Source organism: Geodermatophilus sp. YIM 151500 (assembly GCF_025716945.1).
Classification (GTDB): Bacteria; Actinomycetota; Actinomycetes; order Mycobacteriales; family Geodermatophilaceae; genus YIM-151500.
In genome coordinates this window covers 1-14,178 of record NZ_JAOVZT010000005.1, presented here as the reverse complement: position 1 = coordinate 14,178, position 14,178 = coordinate 1, and the positions used below count along the sequence as shown (strand labels likewise).

Sequence of the window (14,178 nt, the reverse complement as noted above, 5' to 3'; positions counted from 1 at the left end):
CGGCCGGGCCGGGGGCACCTCCCGGCCCGGCCGCGCCGCCGCCGGGTTCACGAGGGGCGGTCAGGCCCAGCGGGTGCGCGCGGACAGGGCGGCCAGCGCCGCGGCGCCGGCGGTCGACGTGCGCAGCACCTCCGCCCCGAGGCGGACGGCGTGCGCGCCCGCGGCCCGGAACGCGACCACCTCTCCGTCGGTGAGCCCGCCCTCGGGCCCGACGACCACGGCGACCGTGCCGGAGCCGGGCACGTCGAGACCGGCGAGCGGCCGGCGCGCCTGCTCGTGCAGCACCACGGCCAGGTCCGCGTCGCCCAGCAGGCCGCACACCTCGCGGGTGCTCATCGGCTCGCCGACCTCCGGCAGCCGCGCGCGACGCGACTGCTTGGCCGCCGCCCGCGCCGCCGAGCGCCACCGGGCCAGGCCCTTGGCGGTGCGGTCGTCGCGCCAGCGGGTGACGCAGCGGGCCGCCGTCCACGGCACGATCCGGTCGACGCCGAGCTCGGTGGCGAGCTCGACGGCCAGCGGCCCGCGGTCGCCCTTGGGCAGCGCCTGGACCAGGACGAACTCGGGCGTGGGTTCGGGCACCTCGTGGCGGGCGAGCACGCGCACGCGCAGCCCGAGGGGGCCGGCGTCCAGCACGTCGCCCTCGGCGACCACCCCGCGGCCGTCACCCACACGCACCCGCTCGCCGGGCGCCAGGCGCAGCACGTCGACGGCGTGCCGCCCCTCCGGCCCGTCGACCAGCAGCTCCTCGACCTCGGGGACCGCGTCGAGGAGGAACAGCGGGGCGCCGGCCAGGGCGGGCACGTCGGCAGCGGTCATCGTCGTCCTCAGCGCCCGTTGAAGGCGTCGCGGACCCGGGAGAACAGGCCGCCCTGGCCCTCGCGGGTGCCGCCGGCGGTGTCCTCGCCCCGCAGCACCGCCAGCTCGCGCAGCAGCTTCTCCTGCTCGCCGTCCAGCCGGGTGGGCGTGCTGACCGCCACGTGCACGACCAGGTTGCCGCGGCCGGTGGCGCGCAACCGCGGCGCGCCGCGGCCGCGGAGGGTGAGCACGCTGCCCGACTGCGTGCCGGCGCGGATGTCGATGTCCTCCTCGCCGTCCAGCGTCTCCAGGTGCAGCGTGGTGCCGAGCGCCGCCGACGTCATCGGCAGCGTGACCTGGCAGTGCAGGTCCTCCCCGTCGCGGGTGAAGACCGGGTGGGGGCGCTCGTGGATCTCCACGTACAGGTCGCCGGGCGGGCCGCCGCCCGGGCCGACCTCGCCGTGGCCGGTGAGCCGGATGCGCATGCCGTCCTCGACGCCGGCCGGCACCTTCACGGGGATGGTGCGCCGGGCGCGGACCCGGCCGTCACCGCCGCACTTCGGGCAGGGGTCGGGGATGACCTGCCCGGTGCCGCCGCAGCTCGGGCAGGACCGGCTGGTGACCATCCGGCCGAGCAGGCCCGTCTGCACGCTCTGCACCTCGCCGCGGCCGGCGCAGGTGGTGCAGGTGGTCGGGTGGGTGCCTGGCGCGGTGCCGCCGCCGGTGCAGGTCTCGCACAACACGGCGGTGTCGACGGTGATGTCCTTGGTGGTGCCGAACACCGTCTCGTCCAGATCGAGCTCGACCGGGATCATCGCGTCGCGGCCGGCGCGGACCCGGCTGCGCGGCCCGCGGGCGGTGGCGCCCCCGAAGAAGGCGTCCATGATGTCGCCGAGGCCGCCGAAGCCCTGCGTGGAGAAGCCGCCCGCACCCGCGCCGACGCCGCTGTCGAACGGATCGCCGCCGAGGTCGACGATCCGGCGCTTCTCCGGGTCGCTGAGCGCCTGGTAGGCGCGGCTGACCTCCTGGAAGCGCTCCTTGGCGCCGGGGTCGGGGTTGACGTCCGGGTGCAGGTCGCGGGCCAGCCGCCGGTAGGCGCGCTTGATCTCGCCGTCGGACGCCCCGGGGGCCAGGCCCAGCACGCCGTAGTAGTCGGTTGCCATCGAGAAGTCTCAGCCTCAGCTCTCGGCCAGCAGGTGGCCGACGTAGCGGGCCACGGCTCGGACCGCGGCCATGTTCCCTGGGTAGTCCATCCGCGTGGGGCCGACGACGCCCAGACCGCCGAACGACCGGCCGCCGGAGCCGTAGCCCACCGACACGACCGACGCGCCGGCCAGCGCCTCGTGCGCGTTCTCCTCGCCGATCCGCACCAGCACCGTCCCCGCGTCGACCTCACCGATCAACCGCAGGACCACGACCTGTTCTTCCAACGCCTCCAGCAGCGGGCGCACCGTGCCGGCGAAGTCCAGCCCGCTGGTGCGGGCGAGGTTCGCCGTGCCGCCCACGACCAGCCGGTCCTCCCCCGGCTCGACCAGCGTCTCGACCAGGGCGGCGCTCAGCACGGCGAGCAGGCCGCGCAGGTGCGGCGGCGCGGTCTCGAGCAGCTCGGGCACCCTGCCACCCGCCTCGCCCAGCCGGGCCCCGCCGAACGTGGCGTTGAGCAGGCTGCGCAGCTCGGCGACGGCGTCGGCGTCGATCTCGACCGGGCTCTCCACCACCCGCTGCTCGACGCGGCCGGTGTCGGTGATGAGCACCAGCAGCAGGCGGGACGCGGTCAGCTGCACGACCTCCAGGTGCCGGACGGCGCTGCGCGACAGCGTCGGCCACTGGACGACGGCCACCTGCCGGGTGAGCGAGGCGAGCAGCCGCACGGTGCGGGTGAGGACGTCGTGCAGGTCGACGGCGCCGTCGAGGAAGCGCTCGATCGCCCGCCGCTCGGCCATCGACAGCGGCTTGACCGCCGACAGCCGGTCGACGAAGAGCCGGTACCCCTTGTCGGTGGGCACCCGGCCGGCGCTGGTGTGCGGCTGGGTGATGTAGCCCTGCTCCTCCAGCACCGCCATGTCGCTGCGGATGGTGGCCGGCGACACGCCGAGGTCGTGCCGCTCGGCGAGGGCCTTGCTGCCCACCGGGTCGTTGGTCGAGACGTAGTCCTGGACGATCGCCCGCAGGACCTCCAGCCGGCGTTCCTCGTGCGCCACGCGGACACCTCCCCGGACCGGTCGACGTGCCGTGCGGCACCTCACGGAGCGGCCGAGCCCGGTTCCGGGCTGGCACTCGCACGGACAGAGTGCCAACCCAGCATACGACCGGTGGGCCGTCCCGTCGCGGATCCCGGAGCGACGTGCGGCACGACGGGAGGACAGCGGCACGGGGTCGTTCTGCCCGTTAGGGTGACGACGTCGCGCCCGGGTCCGGGCAGGAGCACGGAGGTCGTCCCCCTGATCTTCAAAGCGGTACGCAACGGCCGCCCCTATCCCGACCACGGCCTGTCCACGCGCGACTGGGCCGCGATCCCGCCGCGGCAGGTGCGGCTGGACACCCTGGTGACCACCAAGCGGGAGCTGGCGCTCGACACCCTGCTGGCCGACGACTCGACCTTCTACGGCGACCTGTTCCCGCACGCGGTGCAGTGGCAGGGCGAGCTGTACCTCGAGGACGGCCTGCACCGCGCGCTCCGCTCGGCGCTGCAGCAGCGCACCGTGATCCACGTGCGGGTGTTCGACATGGACACCCGCGGCGCCGACTCCCGCGGCTCGGCGGCGGCCGCGGGCGCGGCGGACCCGGCCGCCGGTCCCAGCACCGAGGCCATCCCCGCCCAGCCGCCGGTGCCCGGCGCGCGCCGCTGGTAGCGGGGCGCGGGAGCGCGGCTCCCCTGCACCCCGCGGTCGGGGTCAGTCGCTGAGGTCGCGGACGACGGCGTCGGCGAGCAGCCGCCCGCGACCGGTGAGCACGGCACGCCCCGCCTGGTGCGCGCCGGGCTCGAGCAGCCCCCGGACGACGGCCTCGGCGGCCCGGGCGCGGCCGGCGGCCGACAGCCGGTCGAGCGGCAGGCCGTCGCGCAGCCGCAGGCCGAGCATCACCGCCTCGAGCGCCCGGTCGGCGTCGGTGAGCAGCTCGCGGTCGGCCGCCGGGCTCTCGCCGCGGGCCAGCCGGTCGGCGTAGGCGGCCGGGTGCTTGACGTTCCACCAGCGCAGCCCGCCGACGTGGCTGTGCGCGCCCGGCCCGATCCCCCACCAGTGCGCGTCGGCCCAGTAGAGCTCGTTGTGCCGGCAGCGCGCGGTGCGGGAGGTGGCCCAGTTCGACACCTCGTACCACTCGAAGCCGGCCGCGCGCAGGGTCGCGTCGGCCAGCTCGTAGCGGTCGGCGAGCACGTCGTCGTCGGGCATCGGCAGCTCGCCGCGGGCGACCCGGCGGGCCAGCCGCGTGCCGGGCTCGACGATGAGCGCGTAGGCCGAGACGTGGTCGACCGGCGCGGCCAGGACGGCGTCGAGGGAGGCGGTCCAGTCGGCGTCGGTCTCGCCCGGGGCGCCGTAGATGAGGTCGAGGTTGACGTGCTCGAAGCCGGCGGCACGGGCCTCGTGGGCGGCCGCCACGGCCCGGCCGGGGGTGTGCCGGCGGTCGAGCACCGCCAGCACGTGCTCGGCCGCGGACTGCATGCCGAGGCTGACCCGGGTGAAGCCGGCCTCCCGCAGCCGGGCCAGCGAGGCCGGGCCGACCGACTCGGGGTTGGCCTCGGTGGTCACCTCGACGTCGTCGGCGACCGGGAACAGCTCCCGGACGGCGGCCAGCACGGCGGCCAGGTCGTCGGCCGGCAACAGGGTCGGCGTGCCGCCACCGACGAACACGGTGGAGACGGTCGGCCGGTCGGGGCCGAGCACGTCGGCGGCCGCGCGCAGCTCGGCGATCGCCGTCCCGGCGTACTCGGCGCGGCCGGCGCCGGGCCCCAGCTCGTCGGCGGTGTAGGTGTTGAAGTCGCAGTAGCCGCAGCGCGTCGCGCAGAACGGGACGTGCACGTAGAGGCCGAAGGGCGTCGAGGTCAGCCCCTCGCGCGCCGGCCCGGGGAGCCAGTCCGGTCCGAGCCGATCCGCGGCAGCGGGAGCCGGTAGCAGCGGCACGGGCGCGTCCATGGGCCTCCCAGTGTCCCCCGCCGCGGTCGGACGGTGCGCCGACCGCGCTCGGCCGGGCCGCGAGCCCGGGGCCACCGGGCACGATGCCGGGATGGACGACGACGAGGTGCTGCACGTCACGGTCGACCGGGGCGTGGCCACCCTGACGCTGGACTCCCCGACCGACCGGAACGCGCTGTCCCGCGCGATGCGCGCGCGGCTGCGGACGGCGCTGGCCGACGCGCTGGCCGACGACGCGGTGCGGGTGGTCCGGCTCGACCACACCGGGCGGGTGTTCTGCTCCGGCATGGACCTGCGCGAGGCCGCCGGCGGATCGGCGCAGGAGCAGGGGGTGCGGGAGTTCCCCGAGCTGCTGCAGACCATCTGGTCGGCGCCCAAGCCGGTGGTCGCCGTCGTCCGCGGGTCGGCGCGGGCCGGCGGGGTTGGCCTGCTCGCGGCCTGCGACGTGGTGCTCGCCGGGAGGTCGGCGACCTTCGCCTTCTCCGAGGTGCGGCTCGGGCTGGTGCCGGCGGTGATCTCGGCCGTGGTGCTGCCGCGGATGGTGCGGCACGTGGCGCACCGGCTGATGCTGACCGGCCAGGTCTTCGACGCCGCGACGGCGCTGGCCGGCGGGCTGGTCGACCTGGTGGCGGCCGACGACGAGGTCGACGCCGAGGCGGCGGGGCTCACCGGCGAGCTGACCGCCGGGGCACCCTCCGCCCTCGCCGAGACCAAGCGGCTGCTGCGCGGCGGGCAGGAGCGGCTGGACGTCGACGAGCTGCTGGAGATCTCCGCCCGGCGCTTCGCCGGCGAGGAGGGGCAGGAGGGCATCGCCGCGTTCCGCGACAAGCGCCGTCCCCGCTGGGTGCCGGAAGGCTGAGGCCCCGGCCGAGGGACGTGTCCGTCGCGCTCGTGCCGTGGGTGCCCGTGGCACCCACGGCACGAGGAGTCGGTGGACCCAGGTGCGGCCCCGGGGTGCCGGCCGGCGAACGACAGGCCGTCCTCGACGTGATGGACACCGCGCACGACGAGCGAGCCGAAGACCTGCTCCGGCCGGAGCCGTGATCGTCGACGCGTCGGTCGTCATCGACGCCGTCGCGGACGCCGGCCCGCGGGGCACGGCAGCACGGTCGGCCCTCGCAGCGGTACCGGCCGCCGAGCCGTTGATCGCACCCGGCCACTTCGCCTTCGAGGTCATGTCCGGACTGCGAGCCGCGGCGCACCGTCCCGGGCACCCGCTGCGACCGGCCGACGTCCCGTCGGCGCTTGCGGCTGCCGAGTCGCTGGAAGTAGTCATCGAAGGCACTCCGTGGTCCGACGTCCACCGCGCATGGGCTCTCCAGGGGTCGATGCGGTACGCGGACGGGCTCTACGTCGCTGCCGCCGAACGCCACGCCACTGCACTGCTGACTGCCGACGGCCGCGTCGGCAGGTCCGGCGCCTCGATCCGGTGCGAGCTCGTCACGGTGGTCCCCGGGCGCGTCTGATGACCCGCGACGTGCGACGGCCGGGTCGAGCCGGCGGTCCGGGGGATCAGCGCAGGCGGCGGGTGTTGTCGGGCAGCCGCTGCGTGACGCCCCGGGCGTCGAGCCACTCGGCCAACGGCACGGCCACCCGGCGGGTGGTCCCCCACGCCCGGCGGGCCTGGCTGAGCGTGAACGGTTGCGGCAGCCCTGCGAGCCGCGATCGCGCCTCGGCCTCGACGTCCGGCGCCAGGTAGACGCCCTCGGCGATGCGCAGCAGCTGGCCGTCGCGCACCGCCGCGGCCAGCTCCCGCACCCCCAGGCCGGCGGCTCCCAGCTCACCGGCCTCCGGCGCGGCGAACGGATCGGCGGCCAGCCGCGCCCGGACCGCGTCGACCGCCTTCTGCACCCTGTCGGGCAGCGCGGCGCTCGCTGCGGTCACCCGACCGTCTCGCAGCGCCAGCGGCGGGCGGACCACGGCGGCGACCAGCTCGGCGACGGGCAGGTCGAGCTCGCGGCGCACCACCTCGACCGGCGGCCCCGGCTCCAGCGGGTGCCGCTGGCGGTAGGCGCCCACCAGCGGCGGCACTCGGACGGCGAGCTCGTCGACCAGGCCCGCGGCCAGCAGCCACGGCCCGACCGCGGTCGCCCCGTCCGGCACCGGCCAGCCCATCGCCGAGAAGTCGTCGGCGCGCACCACCCGGCGGCGGGCCAGGTCGGCCGCCGCCCCGGCGGCGCCCGGCTCCTGCGCGGCGAGCTCGCCCGCCCGCACCCGCGCCGCGCCGCGCCGCCGCAGCTCCGGCGGGTCGACGTCCCGGACGTCGGCGCCGACCACCCGCCGCGCACCCGGGTCCCGCAGCAGCAGCCGGTCCCCCACCCGCAGCGGCAGCGGCGCAGCCAGCCGCAGCCGCACGGCCGCGCCGTCCAGCGGGCGCAGCCGCGCACCCACCGCCGCGGAGCCGACGTGCACCACCGGCTCGGCCGGCAGCCGGCCCGCCGCCCGCCCGGCCAGCGTTCCGTCGACCAGCGAGGTGCGGCGGAAGGCGCCCGGGGTGAGCAGCGCGTCGCCGCGGCGGAGGTCCTCGACGGCGACCCCGCGCAGGTTGAGCGCCACGCGGGCCGTGGCCGCGGCCGTCTCGACCGGCTCCCCCAGCGACTGCAGACCGCGCACGACCACGTCGCGGTCCCCGAGCAGCAGCCGGTCGCCGACCCTCACGGTGCCCGCGGCCAGCGTGCCGGTGACCACCGTTCCGGCGCCGCGGATCGTGAAGGCGCGGTCGATCCACAACCGCACCGGCGCGGCCGGGTCGGCCGGGGGCAGGCCGGCGAGCAGCCGCTCCAGCGCCGCGACCAGCTCCGGCACCCCGGCCCCGGTCAGCGCGCTCACCGCGATCCCGGGCACCGCACCCATCGACGTGGCGGCGAGCCGCTCCCGGACGTCGGCCAGCACCGGAGCGGGATCAGCCAGGTCGGCCTTGGTCACCGCGAGCAGCGCGTGCCGCACCCCCAGCGCGTCGAGCACCGCGACGTGCTCGGCGGTCTGCGCCGACCAGCCGTCGTCCGCGGCGACGACCACCAGCGCCGCCGGCACCGAGCCGACGCCGGCGAGCATGTTGCCGACGAACCGCTCGTGGCCGGGGACGTCGACCACCGCCAGCCGCCGGCCCGAGGGCAGCGTCGTCCAGGCGAAACCCAGGTCGATGGTCAGCCCGCGGCGGCGCTCCTCCTCCCACCGGTCGGGCTCCATGCCGGTGAGCGCGCGCACGAGCGCCGACTTGCCGTGGTCGACGTGGCCGGCGGTCGCGATGACGTCCATGCCGCCCGTCGCCGTCGGGGTCACGTGCACCGCCGGGCGACGTCCAGCACCGCGGCGGCGAGCGCGTCGTCGTCCGACGGCGGCAGGCTGCGCAGGTCCAGGAGCGTGCGGTCGTCGGCGAGGTAGCCGACCACCGGGGGCGTGCCCAGGCGCAGCGGCTCGGCGAACGTGGCGGGCAGCGCCAGGGCGGCGCTGGGCAGCGGCTGCTCGGGGGCCCCGCCCCCGCCCACCCGCGCCCCGGAGGCGACCGCCGCCGCGTCGACGCCCTCGGCGGCCAGCCGCGCGGCCAGCGCCTCGGCGCGGGCGCGCAGCCCGGCCGCGTCGGCGGCGAGCATCCGCAGGACCGGCGGCTGCGGCCCGCGCAGCGTGGCCTCGAGCGCCGCGAGGGTCGTCTTGTCGACCCGGAACGCCCGGTACAGCGGATGCCGGCGCAGCCGCTTGACCAGGTCGGCGCGGCCCAGCACGAGGCCGGCCTGCGGTCCGCCGAGCAGCTTGTCCCCGCTGGCCAGGACCAGATCGGCGCCGGCGGTCAGGGTGGTCTGCAGGTCCGGCTCGTCGGGCAGCGCGGGGTGCGGGCGCAGCAGGCCGGAGCCGATGTCGGCGACCAGCGGGACGCCGCTGCCGGCCAGCGCGACGGCGAGCTCGGCCACCGGCACGGCCCGGGTGAAGCCCCGGACGACGAAGTTCGACGGGTGCACCTTGAGCACCGCACCGGTCTCCTCGTGCAGGGCGTCGCGGTAGTCGTCGAGGGTCACCCGGTTCGTCGTCCCCACCTCGCGCAACCGGGCGCCCGTGGCCACGAGCAGGTCGGGGATGCGGAACCCGTCGCCGATCTCGACCAGCTCGCCACGGGCGAGCACGAGCTCGCGCCCCTGCCCCAGGGCCGTGGCCACCAGGGCGAGCGCGGCCGCGCAGTTGTTCACCACGAGCGCGGCCTCGGCCGCGGGCACCGCCTCGCGCACGGCGGCCAGCGCGCCCTCGCCGCGGGGACCCCTCCGCCCGGTGGCGAGGTCGAGCTCGACGTCGGTGGTGCCGGCGGCGGCGACCACCGCCTCGACGGCGGCGGCCGACAGCGGGGCCCGGCCGAGGTTGGTGTGCACGACGACGCCGGTGGCGTTGAGCACCGGCCGCAGGCTGCTCGGCCGCTGCGGCAGCGAGGCCAGCACGGCGTCGACCACGCCGTCCGGCGGCAGCTCGCCGTCCCGTACCCGCTGCTGGGCGGCCTGCACCGCGGCCTTGACCAGGTCGCGGCCCAGCCGCAGCGCGGCGGCCGCCACGGGTGGCTCGGCCAGCAGCGCGTCGGTGCGGGGCACCAGCCGCCGCGGATCGTCGGTCATCGCCGCCGAGCGTAGGAGGCGGTGCACCGGGTGCACCGGGTGCACCCGTGGTCCCGGGGCCGGGCCGGACTGCCCGGCCCCGGGACCCCGGACGGCCGCCGGTCAGCAGGCGTTGCCCGACGCGCCGGCGAAGCCCGGCCTGGCCGTGGCCGTCCCCGGTGCCATGCGGTCCGACGGGCTCGCGCCGCCGCCACCGGTGCGCGACCAGTGCCGCTCTCCGACGGTGACCTCCGCGAGTTCGAAGGTCGTCCGGTAGGGCGAGAACTGCACGTGCTCGTTGACCGCGTAGAGCGCCTGCGGGGCGCACACGAACAGCGCGAGCGCCTGGTCGTGCACGTAGGCGTCGATCTTCTCGGCCACGCGGACCAGCGCCTCGCCGCCCAGTTGCACCCTCATCTCGTCGAACAGCGCGTCGAAGCCCTCGTCCGGCGGCCCGGCGCGGAAGGCACCGTCCCGGCCGAAGTACTCCCGGTGCACCGCGGCCGGGGGCGCCTCGGAGGAGAGGTCGAACCAGCCGTGCACCAGCACGTCCCACGGCAGGTCCAGCTTCTTCTCCACCAGCGCCCGCGCACCTGCGGGCAGCTGGTCGGCCGGGACGACGAGCACCTCGACCTTCAGCTCCAGCGTCGAGCGGATGCCGGCGGCGAGCATGTGCGCGATCTCGGCGAAGTTCTCCCCGGCGGCGATCCGCAGCGGCCGGCGGGCCGGCCAGGACGCCGTCGCGAAGGCCTCCCGCGCCTTCTCCCGATCGAGCTCGTAGGGCGTGGCGCCCTCGGGGAAGCCGCTGCACCAGGGCGGGGTCATCGCGGGGATGACCGAGGCGTAGCCGTGCAGGCCGTCGCGGACGACCGCCTCCCGGTCGATGGCCATGTTCAGCGCCCGCCGCACGTGCACATCGGACAGCGGCGCGTCGCTGCCCCGGTTGACGATGCCGACCAGCACCCGGTTGGCATCGGAGACGACCAGCCGGGCGTGCGCGGAGTCCTGCACCCGCCGGGCGTCGGCGGGCGAGACCTCGGTGACGATGTCGACCTCGCCCTCGGTGTCGCAGACCAGGCGGAGCGCCTCGGCGGGGTCGACGTCGTTGCGGAAGACCGCGCGCTCGATCCGCGGGCCGCGGTCGGCCCGGTTCCAGTGGTCGCGGTTGGCCTCCAGCACGACCTGCGGATCGCGCTGCTCGCTCTCGATGAGCCAGCTGGACGTGTACGGCTCGGCGGCCATCAGGACGTGGCGGGTGGTGATGGACGAAGCACCCTGGACCAGGGTGAACGGACCGGTGCCCCACGGGCCCGGCTCGTCGATCACCTACCAGTGCCCCTCGCCGGAGCCGTGCTTCTTGTAGCCGAACCCCGGCGCGTCCGGGCCGTCCCAGAAGGCGCTGCTGGCTATGTGGAAGCCGCGGAACTTGCCGATGGCCAGCCCGTCGGGACCGGGGAAGTGGAAGCGCAGGGTGTGGTCGTCGACCACCTCGGCGGTGGACTCCGGCGCCGGGAAGTTGAGCCAGGTGCCCGGCGGGTGCGGGGCGGCCCAGCGCTGCATCTCGTCGAAGTTCTGCTTGACGTTGTGCGCGGTGAAGTGCTCGCCGTCCTGGAAGCGGACGCCGCGGCGCAGCTCGAGCTCCAGCGTCCCGTCGTCCAGCCACTCCGAGGACTCGGCCAGGGAGTAGACCGTGCGGCCGTCCTGGTCGATCCGGATCGGCTCTTCCATGGTGTTCCAGGTGATGAACAACCAGTTCAGTGGCGAGGGGTCGACGACGTGGACGGTGCCGACCGGTTCCGGAGGTGCGGTCATGGGTGTCTCCCCTGGGTCCCGCCCGGGCGGCCCGGGCGCCCGGCGCAGCGGCGCTGAGTGAGCGGGGTCACGCCGCAACCGGACCATAGCGGGCAACCGGATCGCGCGTCACCCACTTCGGGCGCACGCCGCGACCGGCCGGGGCGGTGCCCGGCCGGCCGCGGGCAGGGCTGGCGGAGGCGGACGGGAATCGAACCCGCCTGACCGAGATGCTCGGCCACGTCGGCTTTAGAGGCCGCGGGGGCCACCAGGCACCCTGACGCCTCCGCCGGCGATGCTACGTGCCGGTGGCCGCCGCCCCGTCCGGCGCCGTCCGGACGAAGCGCAGCGCCCGCTCCCAGAGCTGCTCGGACGCTTGCGCGTCGTACTCGCCGGGCAGGCTCGGGTCGGTGAACAGGTGGCCGGTCGCCGGGTACTCGTAGGTCTCGGTCGGGGCACCGGCGGCCCGGACCTCCCCGACGAAGGCATCGAGCCAGTCCTGGTGCCGCAGAGGGTCGCCGAGGGCGTTGTGCATCTGCACGGCGGTCCCGCGCGGCCACGCCGGGCCGCCGAGCACGGCCAGCGGCAGCGCTCCGGACACCAGCAGCACCCCGCTGCAGCGGCGCGTGGTGGCGACGTGCTCGGCCATGCCGGCGCCGTTGGAGAACCCGGCCGCGACGAACCCGTCGGCCAGGGGCTCGGCGGCCGCCACGGCCCGGCGCATGAGTTCGGGGAAGCCGACCTCGTCGACGAAGCGGCCGGCCTCGGTCTGGTCGTCGAACACCCGGCCGTCGTACTGGTCGACGACGAGCACGGTGTGCCCGTCGGCGCGGAGCCGCTCGGCGGCGTCGAGCACTCCCGGCCGGACGCCGAGGGCGGAGTGGAACAGCGCGACATCGGTCATGCGGACCACGGTCCCGCGGCCCCGGTGACAGCGGCCTGTCACCGTCCCCGGAGAAATGTCGGTGGGTCCTGCCACCCTCCGGGCATGAACCGCACCGACCGGTTGCACGCGCTGTCCGAGGAGCTGCGCCGCGCGGGCTCGCGCGGCCGCACCGCGGCTCGGCTGGCCGCGTGGCTCGAGGTGAGCGTCCGCACCGTCAAGCGCGACGTGTCCGCGCTGCAGCAGGCCGGGCTGCCGGTGTGGGCCCGGTCCGGCCCCGGCGGCGGTTACGTCCTCGACGCCGCGGCCACGTTGCCGCCGGTCACGCTCACGCCGGAACAGGCCGCCGCCATCGCGGTCGCCCTGGCGACCCAGCCCGACGGCCCGTTCGCGACCGACGGACGGGTGGCCCTCGAGAAGGTCCTCGACGTGCTCGACCCCGGCGGCCGGGAGCGGGTCGAGCTGCTCGCCCAGCGGGTGTGGGTGCGCACACCGGCCGGGCAGGCGTCCGGCGTCCGCTCGGTCGTCGAGCAGGGGCTGTCGCGGCGCCGCGTCGTGGTCATCGGCTACCGCGACGGCGCCGGCCGGGTCACGCGGCGGCGCGTGGAACCGCAGATGCTGGTCCGCACCGGTGACCACTGGTACCTGATCGCCTGGTGCCTGGAGCGGGACGCTCCGCGCTGGTTTCGCTGCGACCGGGTCGAGAGCGCCGCCCTGACGCCCGAGGCCGCGGCCGAGCGCGACCCCGCCTCCTTCGGCACGCCGCCGCCCGACGCCCACCCGGTCCGCCCACGCCGGAGCCCGGCTCACCCCGCCGGCCGCCGGCTCCCCGGGGCGGCCCACCCCGCCGGCCGCCGGCTCACCGGCGCGGCTGGCCCGGCGGCCGCCGGAACCGGCTCCGGAGCCGACGACGACCGCGGGCTGGCCCCCGTCATCCACCTACGATCGGCCAGGTGACCACGGCACCGACGAGGCCCTCGGCCGCGATCCGGCTGACGCAGTACGCCCACGGCGGAGGGTGCGCGTGCAAGATCCCGCCCGGCGAGCTGGAGGCGGTCGTGGCCGGGCTGGTGCGCACCGGCCCGGTCGACCCGGCAGGCGAGCTGGTGGTCGGGCTGGACGACGGCGACGACGCGGCCGTCGTGCGCATCCCCGGCGGCCAGGGGCTGGTGCTCACCACCGACTTCTTCACGCCGGTGGTCGACGACGCCCACACCTTCGGCCGGATCGCCGCCGCGAACGCGCTGTCCGACGTATACGCCATGGGTGGCACCCCGGTGGTCGCGGTGAACCTGCTCGGCTGGCCCCGCGATGTGCTGCCCGCCGAGCTGGCCGCGGAGGTGCTGCGCGGTGGGCTGGAGGTCGCCCAGGAGGCCGGCTGCCACGTCGGTGGTGGGCACTCGATCGACGACCCCGAGCCCAAGTACGGCATGGCCGTGACCGGGCTGGTCGACGTCGACCGCATCATCCGCAACGACACCGCGGCCGCGGGTACCGCGCTGTCGCTCAGCAAACCGCTCGGCGTCGGGGTGCTCAACAACCGGCACAAGGCCACCGGTGAGGTGTCGGAGCAGGCGGTGGCGTCGATGACGACGCTCAACCGCGACGCCGCCCGGGCCGCCGTCGCGGCGGGCATCCGGGCGGGCACCGACGTCACCGGCTTCGGCCTGCTCGGCCACCTGTACAAGATGGCCCGGGCCAGCGGGGTCACCGCGGTCGTCGAGGCCGCCGCCGTCCCGTACCTCGCCGGTGCCCGGGAGGCGCTGGCGGAGGGCTTCGTCTCCGGCGGCACCCGCCGCAACCTCGACTGGGTGCGCCCGCACGCCGACCTCTCGCGGATCCCGGACGGCGAGGCGCTGCTGCTGGCCGACGCGCAGACCTCCGGCGGGCTGCTGCTCGGCGGGGAGGTCCCCGGCGCGCCCGTGATCGGCGAGTTCGTGCCGCGCCAGGACCACGTGGTCATCGTCCGCTGACAGCCGCGGGAGCATCGCAGCGAGGAACGAGC

The 14,178-nt window shown here is 76.6% G+C and carries 13 protein-coding genes, 1 tRNA gene and 1 pseudogene; 5 read left to right on the top strand and 10 right to left on the bottom strand.

The genetic code is table 11. The annotated features are described in order from the left end of the window. Positions 1-60: 60 nt before the first annotated feature. The 3 genes from OF117_RS10210 to hrcA are packed head-to-tail and all read right to left on the bottom strand — an operon-like array spanning position 61 to position 2,996. Positions 61-816, bottom strand: coding sequence for a 16S rRNA (uracil(1498)-N(3))-methyltransferase (locus tag OF117_RS10210; protein ID WP_263552723.1), 756 nt, complete (start codon positions 814-816; stop codon positions 61-63). An 8-nt stretch (positions 817-824) separates the two neighbouring features. Continuing rightward, complete coding sequence (dnaJ, locus tag OF117_RS10205; RefSeq protein ID WP_263552722.1) at positions 825-1,958, bottom strand: molecular chaperone DnaJ; 1,134 nt, start codon at positions 1,956-1,958, stop codon at positions 825-827. A 15-nt stretch (positions 1,959-1,973) separates the two neighbouring features. Further along, entirely contained in the window at positions 1,974-2,996 is a 1,023-nt protein-coding gene (hrcA, locus tag OF117_RS10200) for a heat-inducible transcriptional repressor HrcA (protein ID WP_263552721.1), read from the bottom strand. Positions 2,997-3,236: 240 nt separating this feature from the next. Between hrcA and OF117_RS10195 the strand changes: the two are divergent. Then, positions 3,237-3,527: pseudogene (locus OF117_RS10195) on the top strand (type II toxin-antitoxin system VapB family antitoxin); the annotation flags it as partial. A gap of 162 nt (positions 3,528-3,689) precedes the next feature. On the opposite strand, the gene hemW reads toward OF117_RS10195, so the two are convergent. Then, positions 3,690-4,925, bottom strand: a complete 1,236-nt coding sequence (hemW, locus tag OF117_RS10190; protein ID WP_263552720.1) for a radical SAM family heme chaperone HemW — start codon at positions 4,923-4,925, stop codon at positions 3,690-3,692. A gap of 91 nt (positions 4,926-5,016) precedes the next feature. Here hemW and OF117_RS10185 point away from each other — a divergent pair, with 91 nt between their 5' ends. Together OF117_RS10185 and OF117_RS10180 are read left to right on the top strand one after the other, a co-directional pair. Continuing rightward, on the top strand, positions 5,017-5,784 hold the full coding sequence (locus tag OF117_RS10185) for an enoyl-CoA hydratase-related protein (protein WP_263552719.1): 768 nt from the start codon (positions 5,017-5,019) through the stop codon (positions 5,782-5,784). A 181-nt stretch (positions 5,785-5,965) separates the two neighbouring features. Beyond that, entirely contained in the window at positions 5,966-6,391 is a 426-nt protein-coding gene (locus OF117_RS10180; protein WP_263552718.1) for a type II toxin-antitoxin system VapC family toxin, read from the top strand. A gap of 46 nt (positions 6,392-6,437) precedes the next feature. Here OF117_RS10180 and selB read toward each other — a convergent pair whose 3' ends face one another. The 6 genes from selB to OF117_RS10155 all read right to left on the bottom strand — a co-directional run bounded on the left by selB (position 6,438) and on the right by OF117_RS10155 (position 12,194). Then, the gene (gene selB, locus OF117_RS10175; RefSeq protein WP_263552717.1) at positions 6,438-8,207 is read right to left on the bottom strand and encodes a selenocysteine-specific translation elongation factor; all 1,770 of its coding nucleotides are present in this window, start codon (positions 8,205-8,207) and stop codon (positions 6,438-6,440) included. Beyond that, positions 8,204-9,520 (bottom strand): L-seryl-tRNA(Sec) selenium transferase, encoded by a 1,317-nt coding sequence (selA, locus tag OF117_RS10170; RefSeq protein ID WP_263552716.1) that lies wholly within the window; start codon positions 9,518-9,520, stop codon positions 8,204-8,206. Before selA ends, selB begins: the two co-directional genes overlap by 4 nt. A gap of 102 nt (positions 9,521-9,622) precedes the next feature. After that, a complete protein-coding gene (locus OF117_RS10165) occupies positions 9,623-10,825 on the bottom strand; it encodes an ABC transporter substrate-binding protein (protein WP_411969445.1) in 1,203 nt (400 codons plus the stop codon). Further along, the gene (locus OF117_RS22250; protein WP_411969444.1) at positions 10,826-11,311 is read right to left on the bottom strand and encodes an ABC transporter substrate-binding protein; all 486 of its coding nucleotides are present in this window, start codon (positions 11,309-11,311) and stop codon (positions 10,826-10,828) included. A gap of 171 nt (positions 11,312-11,482) precedes the next feature. Further along, positions 11,483-11,578, bottom strand: a tRNA-OTHER gene (locus OF117_RS10160). Positions 11,579-11,588: 10 nt separating this feature from the next. Continuing rightward, the gene (locus OF117_RS10155; RefSeq protein WP_263552715.1) at positions 11,589-12,194 is read right to left on the bottom strand and encodes a dienelactone hydrolase family protein; all 606 of its coding nucleotides are present in this window, start codon (positions 12,192-12,194) and stop codon (positions 11,589-11,591) included. 84 nt (positions 12,195-12,278) lie between these two features. Here OF117_RS10155 and OF117_RS10150 point away from each other — a divergent pair, with 84 nt between their 5' ends. Together OF117_RS10150 and selD are read left to right on the top strand one after the other, a co-directional pair. Then, positions 12,279-13,130, top strand: a complete 852-nt coding sequence (locus OF117_RS10150; protein ID WP_263552714.1) for a helix-turn-helix transcriptional regulator — start codon at positions 12,279-12,281, stop codon at positions 13,128-13,130. Continuing rightward, the gene (selD, locus tag OF117_RS10145; protein ID WP_263552713.1) at positions 13,127-14,146 is read left to right on the top strand and encodes a selenide, water dikinase SelD; all 1,020 of its coding nucleotides are present in this window, start codon (positions 13,127-13,129) and stop codon (positions 14,144-14,146) included. The genes OF117_RS10150 and selD overlap by 4 nt, the downstream gene beginning before the upstream one ends. The last annotated feature ends 32 nt before the right edge of the window (positions 14,147-14,178 follow it).